We start from the raw sequence: 15390 nt of genomic DNA on the forward strand, positions 1-15390 counted from the left end.
TATGATACGAGCAATTGTGTCATCAGCGGGAATGCCACTCACAAATAGGTCGTTGTTTTTAAACCAGTCATGATGCCCAAGAATGTATTCACGAATATCAAACCAGCCTTTAGCGCCTGCGATAACCGCACATAGCGAACCAAACAGTACCTCAAAAAGGCAATAGGTCACTTTAGCCCCTTGACGCTGGTTTGTTATTGTTTGGAAAACGTTCACGATCTCGCCCTGCGTGTCACCCAAAAGCACATCAGCGAACCGATTGTGACTAATGCTACGCCTTGCCAAAATGATCCGGTGAGAGAAATAGATAAATACACAGAGGCAAACACCGTTGAAAATACCGGAGTAAAATACGACAAAGTGCCTAATAAGATGATATTGCCGCCAATCACAGCTTGATTCCACAACGCATAACCAGAGCCTATTATAATGCCAGCCAATATCAGTGTCGCAGCAGATGAAGCTTTAAACTGAATACTCGGCTCATTACTGAAAAAATACTGCACCCACAAAGTGATGGCCGTTGCCGCAAAAAACAGCACGATAGTATTTTTACCCTGGCTTATTTTTTGGGTCACAACGCAATAAATCGCCCAAATAAAGGCTGCAGAAAACGCCATAAAGTAGGTCAGGGGGTTATCGGCAATATTGGTCAATAAAATATCAACTGAAATGCCTTTGTCACCGGCAATACACCAGGCTACACCTATAAATGCGATACAAACACTGGGGTATATCAACCCACTGACTTTTTTACGGCTCAGCATAACGCTCAATAATATGGTCAGTGCTGGCCATAAGTAATTAATGATCGCCATTTCCATCGCTTGATGGCGACTGTTCGCCATGCCTAAAGACAACGCTAAACATATTTCATAAGTGACAAATAAACTGCCACCAATCAATAGATACTTTTTAGGGAACGCACCGATTTTAGGCACACCCATCACCGACATTAAAAACACTGTGCTCACGCTATACAACATTGCCGCCCCCGCAATAGGGCTAAACAGTTCAGACAAGTCTCGTATAAATGCAGTGACACTGCTCCACAATAAAATAGCAATAACACCATATAAAGTGTATTTATTTTCACCCGTAATAGACATAACACCCAATAATTAAACTCGCCAACTCAAAGTGACACTATCACTGTAAAAACAAATAGATGCAACCTATCTAAGTGAAGTTATTTATTTCAAGTCAATCCGATGGAATAACATAATAAACAGAATAATAAATGATATTGTCTAGAGCCTGTTCTCATGTCTTTGGATAATGTTCCTCAACACGGCTTGTCGGTGTAAAACTCACTTTAACATTAGCTTTTGGCGGTATGATTTCGTAATGCGGATCGTGTTGAATTATGGAACCTTTTCCAATATGAGACCTGCAAACGACTATGTCTGCTCAGCGCTTGCCTGAGTGCTCACTGTAGAAAAAATACCGATTGGCATCACTAATTAGGTATAAAAACGGGCTGTATATGAGCGTGTGTTCAAAATCTACTATAAAATCAATTTACAGTATCTTATGTGTTCACTGATCTATGTTTAATTAAACAAGCATTAATCGAAGTGAGTACACATAGGCGATGAACAATATTAAACAAGCATATTAGCTGGCAATAGCATTTATCTACAATATTCAGATTTGTAAAATAAAGAAGTGTTGGCCTAATAATACTTAACATGATTTTTAGGATGAAATGATGAACAACATAATTAACCCCATATTGTTAGCCAGCACAATATGCTTAATATTATCTTCATTTAATGCCCAAAGTAATGATCAAACGCCTAAAGCAAACTCGGCAACACCGACACACCCTCCGGTTATGGACGTCATCAGTCGCGGCGAATATGCAGGTGCCAAAGCTTGCGGCGCGTGTCATCAACAAAAATACAACGACTGGGCAGGCTCGCGACATGGCAGCATGTTAAGAAAGCTCTACACCGATGGCAATACCATTACCGCGCCATGGGGCACAGCAGAAAAACCACTTATCTTTAAAGACAGCGGCAATCACCAATACACCTCATATATGAAAGGCGATAAATACTGGGTAACGTTGCATGATGCGATAAATAGTCAAAACGATTTAGATTTTCAAATCGATGTGGTTGGCTACAAAACCACGCAAATGTTTTTAAGTTGGGACGAAGCCAATCAAAACTACATCACCATGCCTTTCATTTATTGGGACTGGGAAGACAGTAACCCTAAACAACCGTCTCCAGATAGCCAATGGACCCCATTAACCAGCGGTATATTCTTTTACAATGCAGACGGTAGTCTATTTACCGGTGACAAACTTGAACTCAGTAAGCGCGCCTTTGGTTTTACCAACTTTTGCATGGAATGCCATACCACAGGTTTTGAAGTGAGCAGTTGGGAAGTGCAAGATACGGCATTGGGTAACCGCGTTATCCCTATCGACAATACCAGCAAGACTGTTGAAATGGGCATCGCCTGCGAAAAATGTCACGGTCCAGGGGCAGAGCATGTGCGCACTCAAAAAGCCGATGACATTATTCAGCCCATTAACGATCTCACCGGCGAAAAAGCAGGCGATCAATGCAATGTATGTCATATCGCACCAGTATCATTAAACAGCCCAGCAGCGATTCAAACAGGTTATGGTTACAAATTTAATCATAACGACCCATTAGGTCACGGTATGTTTCCCAATGTCGGAGATGACTTAACAGAGTTCCAAGGTTCAGCCGCTTACAACGTAAGTTACTGGCCAGGTACCAAAATTAGACGCCAAATTAGAACTCACGCCCTAGAGTTAGCAGAATCAAAACACGGCGCCGCAGGCTTTACCTGTGTAACATGTCATGATCCTCATTCACAAAAGCTTAAGTTTGACGGCGAACAAGACAGCGATAATTTATGCAGCAGTTGCCATGCAGAACAAGACAGCGACGCACACAAACTCAACGCGCACAATGCTGTTGATGTTAAATGTACCGATTGTCACATGCCATGGATGAAACATGCGGGTGGACGTGGTCACCGTTACGATGGCAGATCGCACTCATGGGACTTATTAACACCAACAGACTCGTTAAAAGGATTTGACCTGTTACGCCCATACACAGAAAAGGGCGCAGATCCTGACGCACAGCTAACTAAAGACTGGCAAAAAATTGAAGCTATTAAGGGGTTATGCTACGACAACTTCAATTACCCAATCAACGTCGTAGGTTGTGCTAAGTTTGATATTATGCCCAATGCGTGTTCAAGCTGTCATACCGATGAATTCCCAACGCCCGGTGTATTCACTGATGAAGAGCGTGCAAAATTAGAAAATGCAGTGGAGCGCCTTAAAGCATTTAAAAAATTAACTAATCATCATGATTAAATATCATTAAATAAATGAGTTTAAAAAATGCCACTCAGATAATGTGAGTGGCATTTTTGTATTTGGATAATAAATGAAATCCAGCTTGCCAATATTGCGGTGTCAAACTAATTGTTTTGTTGTGAATGGCAATAAAAATAAATCAAAATATTCTGGTTAGTTTTTATTTATGTTCGGTCAATAAGATATATTTCAATTTTTTTGTGATGTAAAAATAGACTCATTTAATGTTAGATTCAACTCGTAACATAATTTAAGAATTATATTTACTGAATTTATAATCAATACTAAGGTTTTTGAGCCTTTAAAAATCAATAAATCTAATCAATGTTTGGATGTATTAGCCTTTCTTAATTCTGGTGGCGTAAGTATCTTTTCGGTATTGCGCTATATAAATCATCCTATATCAAATAATCTTAATCGTTTTTAAACAATGACTTATGATTAATTTGTCATGTATTGGCTTACTAATGACTTTTCAGGTTGAACGCTCGTTCTAGTCTGTAAAGTTGATGAGTATCACTAAATAGGTATTTAGCGTCAACAATTGTGAGCAATCGTTCAAAATGTGGTGTAAGCTTTAAAATGAATTATGTTAATTACTTATGAATAAGTTTTTAGTGGATGCTAAATGTAATTGAATAAGACGGAGAATGTATCACGTAAACTGTACTGTATGTTGTAAATAAAATATTAGAATATACCTTTAAATAATCGCTAAATATAAATGCGATGGATTTCTGCAACCTTTTTTTAGCAGTTTACATTGCGAGTTATATTAAATGGTGAACTTTAGGAACGATGATGAATAAAAAAATTAAACCAATGCTGTTAACCACAACAATATGCCTCATATTATCGGCATGTGGTTCAGACAATAATAATGACACTACTGTGATAGAACCGACAGTACCTACAACTCCAACAACCCCGACAACGAACCAAAGTCCCCAAGCCTATCCTGACATAGCGACCGTAACTCAAGGTGAAACCATCACCATTGATGCGCTTGCTAACGACACAGACCCTGAAAATGACACGCTCTCAATCACCTCTGCAGAAGGGCTCATTATTGACGGTAATATTATCAGTTACACTGCACCAATTGATGAAGTCGGTGACAAAGTATTTAACTACACCATTAGTGATAGCGCACTAGAGTCGTCGTCTACAATTACGATTACCATTTTAGACAAAGCGGATGAAAATGTGGCTATTAGCCGTGGTGAGTATGCTGGGGCAGAAACCTGTGCTACATGTCACCAACAAAAATATGATGATTGGGAAGAGTCACGTCACGCATCAATGCTCAGAAAACTCTATAGCGATGGCAACACCATAACCGCGCCTTGGGGAACAGAAGACGAACCATTTACGTTTACAGACAGTGGAAATCATAAATACACGTCTTACATGAAGGGTGATAAATACTGGGTAACCTTACATGACGCTATAGACAGTAGTAATGATCTCGACTTTCAAATTGATGTAGTTGGCTACAAAACAACGCAAATGTTTTTAAGTTGGGATGAAGCTAATCAAAACTACATCACCATGCCATTCATTTATTGGGATTGGGAAGACAGTAACCCCAAGCAACCATCACCAGAGAATCAATGGACGCCTCTAACGAGTGGGATATTCTTTTTTAACTCAGATGGAAGCTTATTTACAGGCGATAAACTTGAGTTAAGTAAGCGTGCCTTTGGGTATACCAACTTATGTATTGAGTGCCATACAACAGGTTATGAAGTCACCAGTTGGGAAATTAAAGACACGGCATTTGGTAATCGCGTTATCCCAATTGACAACACCAGTAAAACCGTTGAATTTGGTATCGCCTGTGAAAAATGTCATGGCCCTGGGGCTGAACATGCGCGCACTATGAGCCCTGATGACATTATTCAACCTACGAAAGATCTTACCGGTGAGCAAGCTGGCGATGAATGTAACGTATGTCATATTGCACCTATTTCATTAAACAGTCCTGCGGCTATCCAAAAAGGTTACGGTTATAAATTCAATGCTGACAATCCATTAGGACATGGTATGTTTCCAAATCCTGGTGACAATCTTGACGAATTCCAAGGTTCTTCATCAGACAATGTGAGTTATTGGCCAGGAACCACCATTCGCCGTCATATCAGAACACACGCATTAGAACTTGAAGAGTCTAAGCACGGTGAATATGGAATGTCTTGTGTAACTTGTCATGATCCGCATTCACAGAAACTCAAATTTAATGGTGATGAAGACTCAGATGCATTATGTATAAGTTGTCATGCAGAAAAAGACAGCGATGATCATAAACTGGCTTCTCATAATCAGGTAGATGTTAAGTGTGCTGATTGTCATATGCCTTGGATGAAACATGCTGGTGGTCGCGGACATCGTTATGATGGAACCTCACACTCTTGGGATTTATTAACACCAACAGATTCACTTAAAGGATTTGATGAACTCCGCCCATATACTGAAGTGGGTGCAGATCCTGATGCGCAATTAACCAAAGATTGGGAGAGTATTCAGGCGATTAAAGACTTATGCTACGACAACTTCAATTACCCAATCAACGTTGTAGGCTGTGTTAAGTTTGATATTATGCCCAATGCTTGTTCAAGCTGTCATACAGATGAATTCCCAACACCGGGTGTATTCACTGATGAAGAGCGTGCAAAATTAGTCGAAGGTGAAAAACGCTTAGAAGCCTTTAAGATTTTAAGTGATATCAATGATTAAGTAAAAATACTCACAAGTAAGTTAACCCAAAATGCCACTCAAGCAACTTGAGTGGCATTTCTATTTACAATATTCATCCGTCATCTACATACCATTAAGATTGCCTAAAAGTCCAAAGTTTACCAATCCGCATTAGAATGTGCTTTTTTAGCGAAAATTATCAGTGAGGTATTCGAGGCAGCCTTTTGAGGGCATAGTGCGCTATGTTAAGAAAGGCTAACAAAGAAGACCACACTGATAAATTCGCCCTTTGGGGCTGTGTCACAAACCCCATTACGGCTTCAAATGACTTTGATGTAGATGGCAACAGCTACAGTCACCATCTACATACCATTAAGATTACCTAACAGTCCGATATAGTTGTATCCCTTGGATTTATAAAAGGCTAATTCCACTTTTTTAAAGGAGTCGACGTAGGCTGCCACCAAAGGCGTAAACGCAATAATCGCAAAAATGTGCTTAACCTCGCCATCGGGTACAAAGCCCACAGAATGTATTAGCCAATGTGTCAGATCAAACAGCCGCAAAAAGACAATCGCGCCCAAGCCTATGGCTAAAGAGATAAACAGCTGACACCATAAAACACGGTCAAAGTGCCAAAGTAACTTAGATATACTAGAAAAGAAAAAGACATAAGCATAAAGCCCACCAAGTAACATAACCGCTAAAATATCTAAGGACTCAGGCATTAAAAAATAACTAAACGCGGGGATGACATACCAAAACATGCGTTTTTTATAAACGATCACAAATTGTTCCGCGTTAACGATGATGTCGCTGGGTAATGAGCTGACTTGTTTTATGTTATTTTGCACTGTTATTTTATCCTTGTGATTTAATCGTTGCCGCCAGTGCAGATAAGCGTATTAAAGCATCGTCAAAATTTAATTCTTCAATGGTGTCGCAAAGGATTGTTAAATCGATAGTTAAATCGTTTGCAAGTGGACTATTCACAGCCAGCTTTGCTTGCAGTGCCTGGCAATAATCAACAGCATTCAGATTGCCTTGCAGTAAATGCTGATGAAGTACATCAAGCTCATCAGTGAGCTGTACAAGAGAAAGTGTCTCAGTAGATTGCTCTGTTTTTGCTAAGGGAGTATCCACCACAGAGGTGGCTAACAGCGCGTGGATATGGGCAAGTTCGGCGTGGGCAATATCGGCAATATGTTGGCCTACATGGGCGTAACAGCGAGTGGCCTCTGTAGTGGTATCAAGCTCAGTTAATGTACGCTCCCAATCATGTAAAGCCAGATGAAGCGAAGCCAGACCTGTTGTCCCTGCGGTGCCTTTAAGCGTATGTATTAAGGCTAATAACTCGCTCATATTGCGCTGTGCTGCCAATTGCTTAATATCGAGCAGTTGTTGGCTGAGGTTTTTTTCAAAAATGGCAATCAAACGGCGATAAAAAACTTCATTACCGGCAAAAGGGCCAAGCAAGTCTGCTAGTGTTGTATGTGCATCGTTAACCGACAGCTTAGTACCGACTTTGTGAGTGGTTGTCATTGTATCGAGACCCTTAGCTGCAGGAGGCTGTTCATCATTGTTTTTACTATTTACCATGAGTTAATTGTTAAATCCGTGAAAATTTTTTTGGCAATATCAATGTATTTATTCAATGGCTTAGTTTGCTTCATTAACAATTATAATACAATATTAGGGTATATAAGAGCTAAGCCAACCGCACAGGAGCCCAAATGCAGTTAGATAAAATTCTACACGTAGAAGATGATGAATCAATTCGTGTGATCGTGGAAATGGCCCTAGTCGATTTATCTGGGTTTACGCTAGTGTCTTGTGATGGCGGGCAAGATGCCTTAACCAAAGTCGACACATTTACTCCAGAGTTAATTTTACTCGACGCCATGATGCCAGGCATGGATGGCTTACAAACCTTAATTGAACTGCGAAAAAAACCACACTGCCAACATACCCCGATTGTATTTATGACCGCGCGCATTCAGCAAGCCGAAAAACAACAATATTTAGATGCTGGTGCTGTAGCGGTCATTGAAAAACCGTTTGATGCAATGAGCCTAGGCGATAGGCTTGAAACTATTTACCAAGCTTATCTTGCATCGCCAGACAGTGATGTCACGGAGTAACTCATGCAAACCCCAACATTTCCGTTAAATGAACCAAGTCGTATTAACGCATTACAACAAACGGGTTTATTAGACACTCAGCCAGAGCAACGTTTTGATCGTTTAACCCACTTAGCCCAACTGTGTTTAGGCACTGACATTGTATTAGTGTCATTAGTCGATGGCGACAGACAATGGTTTAAATCTAAACAAGGGCTCGATGTCTGTGAGACAGGCCGGGATATTTCATTTTGCGGCCATACGATTTTGGGCGAGGGCATTTTTGAAGTGGCCGATGCCCAACTCGATAACCGTTTTGCCGACAATCCATTAGTGCTTAATGCACCCTTTATTCGCTTTTATGCCGGCGTGCCACTCGTCAGTAACGGTGAAAACATTGGCACCCTGTGTTTTATCGACAGCAAACCACGGCAATTTACCGACAAAGAACGCCAAATAGCCACCGAAATAGGCAAAACGATTGAACAAGAAATTCAAGACAGATTACAAGAACACGCCCACGAGCAACTTGCGACAAGAGAGGAAATGTATCGCTCAGTACTCGAAGGTACTCGAATAGGCACCTGGCAGTGGAATGTCCAAACGGGGGAAACCGTACTTAACGAACGCTGGGCTGAGATTATGGGCTACACTCTTGCAGAGTTAGAGCCCATTTCTGTCGATACCTGGTTAAACTTACTGCATCCTGATGATTTAGCGGACTCAGATGCTAAATTAGAAGAACACCTAAGTGGTAAAACGCCATTTTTTAACGATAAATGCCGCATGAAACACAAGCAAGGGCATTATGTTTGGGTGCATGATCAAGGCAAAGTCATCTCTTACACAGCCGACGGTCAACCCTTAATGATGTTTGGTACCCATGCCGACATCACCCAACAACAAATGAATGAAATAACATTACAACAAAGCCGCGACGAGCTGTATAAATTAACTCAACAGCTACCTGGTGTGGTTTATCAATATCAATCCTGGCCAGACGGGCGAAGCGCATTTCCTTATGCCAGTACCGCCATTGAAGATATTTATGGTGTTACCCCCGAAGAAGTGCTCACCGATGCCACAAATGCTTTTGCTAAAATTCACCCTGATGATTTAGGCCTGCTAGTTGAAAGCATTGAACACTCAATTGAAGACCTCAGCATTTGGGAGCTGGAATATCGTGTATCAAGTGACAATAACGCGTTTAAATGGTTATCAGGCAGTGCCACGCCCGAGCGAATGGAAGATGGTAGTACCTTATGGCATGGCTACATTCAAGATATCACCGAAACTAAAAAACATTACCTTCAACTCGAAGAGCTTAACCAACAGCTCAATGTTGCACAGCAAAGCCTCGATTTGGCCAGCGAACAAGCGCAAATAGGGTATTGGCAGGCTTCTTTAAAGCTCGGCACCTTATGGTGGTCGCCAATCATTTATCAAATCTTTGGCCTAGATGAACAAGACATTGATCCCAGTATCAGCTTCTTTAAAAGCGCGCTTCACCCAGATGATATCGATATAGTCGAAAAAAGTGAGCAGCAAGCGCGCATTACCGGTATTCATAACGTCATACACAGAATTATTCGCCCTAACGGTGAAGTGCGCTGGGTACATGAGCTAGGCCAGCTGGTCTCAGAAGACCAAAATCCCGATTTAGTCATGATAGGCTCAGTGCAAGACATCACCGACAGAATGAAATTACAAAAAGTGAAAGATGATTTTATTTCAACCGTGAGTCATGAGCTCCGTACACCACTCACCTCTATTAATGGCGCATTAAACTTATTGCAATCAGGCAAAATCATCACCTTGCCCGAAAAAGCCCAAAAGCTCATGGATATCGCCAGCAGTAACTGTATGCAACTGAGCAGACTCATTAATGACTTATTAGATATCGACAAACTGGCTGCAGGCAAAATGCAATTTGAAATGACAAAACTCAATATTGTGCCACTACTGCAAAGAGCCATAGACGATCACCAACCCTACGCTCAACAACATAATATTACGCTCGCACTGCAAATGGATGATCATATAGATCAAAGTATGTTGTATGTAGACGAACATCGCCTGCTGCAAATTTTGACTAACTTTTTATCAAACGCGGTAAAGTTTTCGCCCAAAGAGGGTTGTGTCACCTTGTCAGCCACGCTTATAGACAACGACATTGAAATAGCCGTGCAAGACCAGGGCACAGGCATTCCAGACGATTTTAAAAGCAGAATTTTTGAAAAGTTCTCACAAGCAGACGCCAGTAGCTCAAAAGCAAAAGGCGGCACAGGCTTAGGCCTTGCCTTGTGTAAAGAACTCACAGCAGCCATGCAGGGCAACATTGGGTACGAATCTGAGTTTGGCAGTGGCGCCAGGTTTTATGTTCGTCTGCCCATAGCAAAATAATAACCAAACCTAAGTACAGCTAGCAGAAACTAAAAATCCCAGTGGCATTTTCATGCCGCTGGGATTTTTTATTCATCAAAACTTATTTTGTCGTTGCTGCCTTTGCCAGAGTGTTGAGCACATTGGCTATTTTGTTTAACACCGCATCACAGCCTTTAATATCATGGCGTTGTTTAAGGTACTGTGGATTGTTAAACGACAACCATACCTTGTTGTTCGCATCTTCTGTAATTAATACTTTTTGCGGTAAATCAATGGCGACCTGCTGATTACACTGCATCAATTGAGTACCAATTTTAGGATTACCAAAAATAATCACCTCGGTTGCGGGCAAGCTTAGCTCAACAGCTTCGGCATTTTTTTGATGATCAATCCGTGCAAAAACCGTAAAGCCCTTATCTTTAATAATTGACTCAAAACGGTCAGCAGTGGCTTTGGGTGAATACTGGCTTTGCAAAGTCACAAGACTGTCGACCATTAACGTAGGCGACGAGTCATTTACTGTGGCTGCAGAAAGCTCAGATGTTGAAGCAAATGCTGTTGACGCAAGTGACGTTGAACACAGCAACATAAAGGCTAGCGGGACAGGGTTAATCATACAATGCTCCATTTGTGATGAGTATTACAACATAAAGCCAATAGCCATATAAACACAAGTATAAATGCTGGTGGCTCTCACTCATCAAACAGCATCAAACTCATTGAACGCTTAATGGCCAAACTGCATTTATTTGCATACATATACGATTCAATGCATAACAGTTAAAAAATTACCGAGGGTAATACTTTTATTTTTGCATGAACACGAATAAATATGTTGGTGGTCAGCGTTGGTTTTACGCCGTTTATCTATAACACCCATCCGCATTTAACATTTTGCTACGTTCAAAAGCGCTAAAGCTGTAAACTAGCTAGCCAGTTAAAAGAGTGTCAGTTCCGTTTGTTGATCAGAGGTATTGTTTGGCGTCACATCATTCGTTATTAAATCACCAACGTTACTTTGAGCGCATAGGCCCAGATTATCGTAATGGCAGCTCGATGAGCTTTTTAGACATTAAAGACACTTTTGGTTTACGTCACATTCGTGTCGGTAAATGGGTTAATCGTGAAGAGTCTGCACTGGCCGCCAATCTGATTTTTGATTCAATGGCCGACCTTGCCAATATTTTACGTGTGCCACCCGAATTAATTGGCCTGCGAGGGAGCCTACGGTTTGCCTTTGGCTCAGGCGGGCAAAAAGGTGTACAGGCCCATTACTCACCAGCATATAAAGAATTAGCTCTGGCAAAAAATGCCGGAGCAGGGGCATTAGCCCACGAGTTTTGGCACGCCTTTGATCATTACATTGCCGATAAAATGTTTATCGACGACAGCCTATTAAGCCCCGACGGTTACATGAGCACAGCAAACCGCTTTGCCTGCGCCACAGACCACTGGCTCGCCGATAAAACCTTAGTTGATCATCCGTTAAATCAGCAATTATCTAAGTTATTTGAAGTCACCTTTTTAAGCGCCAACGGCCAAGAACCTCACGATTATGTTCGCCGCTCAATCGCGTTAGACAAACTGCAAAACAGCCAATACTTTGCTAAACCCACTGAAATGATGGCCCGGGCTTTTGAAGCCAGTATCGAAATGTATTCAGAAACCCACGCCGACATCGCCAACCCGTATTTGGTCAACAGCACCATCAACTCACCACTGAGCAAACACGGTGCCTACCCAGACGCCAAACACGGCGCCGAAATCTATCAAGCATTAATGGCCTATTTTGAACCACTGGGAATAGCATTTGATAAGCAGACGAATGGTTAAGCGAAAGGCGCTAAGTAACAAGAAATAACTAACAAGAAAAAGCGGGCAATTAATCACAAGATTAAGCGACATTATTTATCACTGGTTAGCTGACTTTGTTATTCAACAAAATCAGCAGCATCTAAGACTTGCTTTAAACGTGCAAACGTAACCATGCTTTCATTGGCAATCATGGGGTTATAGTCAAGGTTATGTGCGTTGAGTTGATATTCACCATTTGGCAATTTGCTCACTTTTCGCAGTAAGTATTGGTTGTCTCCTGCGTCATCCTGTATCTCAATAGCCATGATTTTACCGGTAATCGAACCTGCATTCGTTGGAGTCACTCGCTCAAGTAATAATAAATCACCATCGAGAATGGGGTTCTTGCCGCCATTCATCGAGTTACCGCTGGCTGGGGCGATAAAGTGAATGGCTGGATCGTGCCTATTAAAACTCGAATTTAACTTGAGGGTTTCGCTACTTTCATCAGTACCCGTTTTAAAATGACCACAAGCAATTTTTAAGTCAGGGTAAAAATGCATTAACGTGTGTTGCGGTTGCTCAATAGGTAATTGGTGTACTGTTGCTGGTGCTGCTTGCACTTTCGTTTTTGACGGTTGGCGTTGGCTATAACGAGCTAATAATAACTCTGTTAACTCTCGCATTGCCCTAGATAAAGTCTCAATATCTGTGCCAGCAATATCTATATTTGCGTGAAGACAATCAGCTTCAACTTTAAACCATGATTGGCTATCAGACTGATCTTGTTTGCTTAAAAATGTAATTGGATTGTCTAGCCAGTACTTTCGCCATTTGGGTGATTGAGCGTCTACATCCTGCAAACTTGCTTTTACATCTTGCGTCCATAATTTGGGGTAACGTTTAAAAACTTGCCAACTCTTGATACAAAGTGCGTCGATACTCGGTGGTGTGCGTAAACCGTTTAGCTCAATAAACGCCTCGAGTAATATTGCTTTGAAACATTTACTCATTGAGGTTTTTTCAACACCGCGACTTAACAATGTTAAATAAGGTGTGAGTGTTTTCAATTGGCTATCTTGTGGCTCTTGGCTGATAGCCAGCTCAAACCAACTACCAAATTGCTTGGTCATTTTATTCCAAGCGTAGCCGCTATGATAAAACTCTGTAGCGGTAGGGCGATGGCCTAACTCGTCTTTGAGTAATTGATATTGTTGATCCGCTTTGGTGTAATCCAGTTTTAATTGCTGCCAAAAATTGATTAATTCAGGGTCAATATTAATTAAACACTGGTGGTTTAATTTGGGATTGTTTAAACGTGTAATCGCCTGCTTATGATCAGAGGCTTGCAATAATGCCATTGGACGATTCAAAAAGCTGATGTGATTTCCAATAAAGTCGATAACCGAAACAAACTTTTTATTGGTTTCAGGCGAGATACGCAAACCTCGACCTAATTGCTGTAAAAATAAGATTTTTGATTCAGTAGGGCGCAAGATCAAAATGGTATCAATTGAAGGTAAGTCGGTACCTTCATTAAATAAATCTACTGAAAAAATCACCTCAATTTTGCCTGACTCTAACAAGTTCAAGGCTTCTGCGCGTCTCACGTCTGAGCCACTGTGTACCGAAACCGCGTTAATGCCTCGGTGTGAAAACCAGTTGGCCATATAATCTGCATGCGCTTTTGACACACAAAACGCTAAAGTGCGTTGTTGTTTGTGTGTTTGCCAATGGTCAAAAACATGCTTGGCACGTTTTTCGGTGGCAAATTGGTTTTCGAGAGCTTTCGGATCAAACTTGCCGTTTCGCCAAGGTAAGTCTTGATAATTAACCGTGTCATCATTAATCCCTTGATATTGAAATGGCACCAAGATACCAAGCTCAATACCATCAATAATGTTCTTTTCGTAAACTAAATTGTTATCACACAGGGAAAGAATATCCGCCTGATCTGTTCGCTCTGGTGTGGCTGTTAAGCCCAATAAAAATTGCGGGGTAAAGTGGTTTAATAATGATTGGTAACTGCTGGCACCGGCATGATGAAATTCATCGACAATGACATAATCAAAATGATTTGGGTTCACCTGATTGAGGTGTGTTTGTTGACCTAATGTTTGAATCGATGCAAACACAATATCGGCATCAACAACTTTGGTTTTGGCATTAAAATGGCCGCTGATAAGTTTAGGCAGCAATGTCTTAAACGTGCGCTCTGCCTGCAGTAATATTTCTTCTCGGTGTGCAACAAAGAGCACTTTACGGGCGTTAAATTGCTGTACATCGAATGCGGCTAGCCATGTTTTCCCCATCCCAGTGGCTAATACTACTAAGCCTTTTGATTGCAATGCTAAGCGTGTGTTTGCAAGGGCTGATAAAGCTTCTTGCTGCGCAAAATTGGGTGCGGGTTCTTCTGGTTCAACTTCATTGACAATTGCAAGCGGCGGCTTAACCACTTTGCGTTTTTCGGCATAACGATTGATAAAATCATCTGTGAGATGCATCGATTGCTGATGGTTAAAAATCTGCAAAAATTGCTGACGAATATAGTTAAATTCGCTGGGGTCTTGATTTTCAATTAAGTCATGACGCAAACACCATTCGAACGCATGGGTAAACGCGGCTTTACTGATGTTGTTTGAGCCCACATACGCACAACCGGTATCATTTTGATCGCTGTGTTGTTGAACAAAAATGTAGGTTTTCATGTGAAAGCTTTGGCCGCTTTTACAGGTGAATATTTTAGTTTTAGCGCCGCGAGATTGTAAAATCATCAGGTGGCGTAATGCCACGGGATCGGTAATACAAAGGTAGTCAGAGGTGACGATATCAATACTGGCTTGGCGCTCTAAGGCATCTGATAACGCATCAAAGATTAAATCCAGCCCAGAACGTTGAATAAAAGAAACCGAGATTTCAATATTGCTTGCTCGGTTTATCGCTTGCAATAACTTAGGTAAAAACGGGTCATCCAAACCACCGCTAGTTAATACAGGTCCTTCTGCTAACTTCATGACGTTT

General features: G+C 41.3%; 11 protein-coding genes. 5 read left to right on the plus strand and 6 right to left on the minus strand.

The features are described 5' to 3' along the window. Both IEY48_RS14150 and yddG read right to left on the minus strand, forming a co-directional pair. Positions 1 to 216, minus strand: a 216-nt coding sequence (locus IEY48_RS14150) for a transposase family protein (RefSeq protein WP_229786481.1), incomplete at its 3' end; no start/stop codon positions are given. Further along, positions 213 to 1109: an aromatic amino acid DMT transporter YddG gene (gene yddG, locus IEY48_RS14155; RefSeq protein ID WP_188921400.1), complete on the minus strand. Its 897-nt coding sequence runs from the start codon at positions 1107 to 1109 to the stop codon at positions 213 to 215. The genes yddG and IEY48_RS14150, both read right to left, overlap by 4 nt. 602 nt (positions 1110 to 1711) lie before the next feature. Between yddG and IEY48_RS14160 the strand changes: the two genes are divergently transcribed. Next, positions 1712 to 3370, plus strand: coding sequence for a cytochrome c3 family protein (locus IEY48_RS14160; protein WP_188921402.1), 1659 nt, complete (start codon positions 1712 to 1714; stop codon positions 3368 to 3370). 804 nt (positions 3371 to 4174) lie between these two features. Beyond that, positions 4175 to 6109 carry an Ig-like domain-containing protein gene (locus IEY48_RS14165; RefSeq protein WP_188921404.1) on the plus strand — a complete coding sequence of 645 codons (1935 nt, stop codon included), beginning with the start codon at positions 4175 to 4177 and terminating at the stop codon, positions 6107 to 6109. 323 nt (positions 6110 to 6432) lie between these two features. On the opposite strand, the gene IEY48_RS14170 is transcribed toward IEY48_RS14165, so the two are convergent. Beyond that, entirely contained in the window at positions 6433 to 6924 is a 492-nt protein-coding gene (locus IEY48_RS14170; protein ID WP_188921406.1) for a hypothetical protein, read from the minus strand. Between the two features lie 7 nt (positions 6925 to 6931). Continuing rightward, positions 6932 to 7612, minus strand: coding sequence for an Hpt domain-containing protein (locus IEY48_RS14175; protein ID WP_188921408.1), 681 nt, complete (start codon positions 7610 to 7612; stop codon positions 6932 to 6934). Positions 7613 to 7803: 191 nt separating this feature from the next. Between IEY48_RS14175 and IEY48_RS14180 the strand changes: the two genes are divergently transcribed. Continuing rightward, positions 7804 to 8211, plus strand: coding sequence for a response regulator (locus tag IEY48_RS14180; RefSeq protein ID WP_188921410.1), 408 nt, complete (start codon positions 7804 to 7806; stop codon positions 8209 to 8211). Between the two features lie 3 nt (positions 8212 to 8214). Further along, on the plus strand, positions 8215 to 10593 hold the full coding sequence (locus tag IEY48_RS14185; protein WP_188921412.1) for a PAS domain-containing protein: 2379 nt from the start codon (positions 8215 to 8217) through the stop codon (positions 10591 to 10593). Positions 10594 to 10675: 82 nt separating this feature from the next. Here the strand turns inward: IEY48_RS14185 and IEY48_RS14190 are convergent, their stop codons facing one another. Next, positions 10676 to 11191 carry a DUF302 domain-containing protein gene (locus IEY48_RS14190; RefSeq protein ID WP_188921414.1) on the minus strand — a complete coding sequence of 172 codons (516 nt, stop codon included), beginning with the start codon at positions 11189 to 11191 and terminating at the stop codon, positions 10676 to 10678. A gap of 362 nt (positions 11192 to 11553) precedes the next feature. Between IEY48_RS14190 and IEY48_RS14195 the strand changes: the two genes are divergently transcribed. Further along, positions 11554 to 12408, plus strand: coding sequence for a CLCA_X family protein (locus IEY48_RS14195; protein WP_308424897.1), 855 nt, complete (start codon positions 11554 to 11556; stop codon positions 12406 to 12408). Between the two features lie 98 nt (positions 12409 to 12506). Here the strand turns inward: IEY48_RS14195 and IEY48_RS14200 are convergent, their stop codons facing one another. Beyond that, positions 12507 to 15383 carry a DEAD/DEAH box helicase family protein gene (locus IEY48_RS14200; RefSeq protein WP_188921416.1) on the minus strand — a complete coding sequence of 959 codons (2877 nt, stop codon included), beginning with the start codon at positions 15381 to 15383 and terminating at the stop codon, positions 12507 to 12509. Positions 15384 to 15390: the final 7 nt, after the last annotated feature.

Origin of the sequence: Shewanella saliphila, assembly GCF_014648295.1 — a bacterium.
Lineage (GTDB): Bacteria > Pseudomonadota > Gammaproteobacteria > Enterobacterales > Shewanellaceae > Shewanella > Shewanella saliphila.

Excerpts from the sequence above, each read along its gene's own strand:
- IEY48_RS14160 (WP_188921402.1), top strand. The coding sequence starts at position 1,712 with ATGAACAACATAATTAACCCCATATTGTTAGCCAGCACAATATGCTTA.
- IEY48_RS14175 (WP_188921408.1), bottom strand. The coding sequence starts at position 7,612 with ATGACAACCACTCACAAAGTCGGTACTAAGCTGTCGGTTAACGATGCA.
- IEY48_RS14185 (WP_188921412.1), top strand. The coding sequence starts at position 8,215 with ATGCAAACCCCAACATTTCCGTTAAATGAACCAAGTCGTATTAACGCA.
- yddG (WP_188921400.1), bottom strand. The coding sequence starts at position 1,109 with ATGTCTATTACGGGTGAAAATAAATACACTTTATATGGTGTTATTGCT.
- IEY48_RS14180 (WP_188921410.1), top strand. The coding sequence starts at position 7,804 with ATGCAGTTAGATAAAATTCTACACGTAGAAGATGATGAATCAATTCGT.
- IEY48_RS14165 (WP_188921404.1), top strand. The coding sequence starts at position 4,175 with ATGAATAAAAAAATTAAACCAATGCTGTTAACCACAACAATATGCCTC.
- IEY48_RS14190 (WP_188921414.1), bottom strand. The coding sequence starts at position 11,191 with ATGATTAACCCTGTCCCGCTAGCCTTTATGTTGCTGTGTTCAACGTCA.
- IEY48_RS14200 (WP_188921416.1), bottom strand. The coding sequence starts at position 15,383 with ATGAAGTTAGCAGAAGGACCTGTATTAACTAGCGGTGGTTTGGATGAC.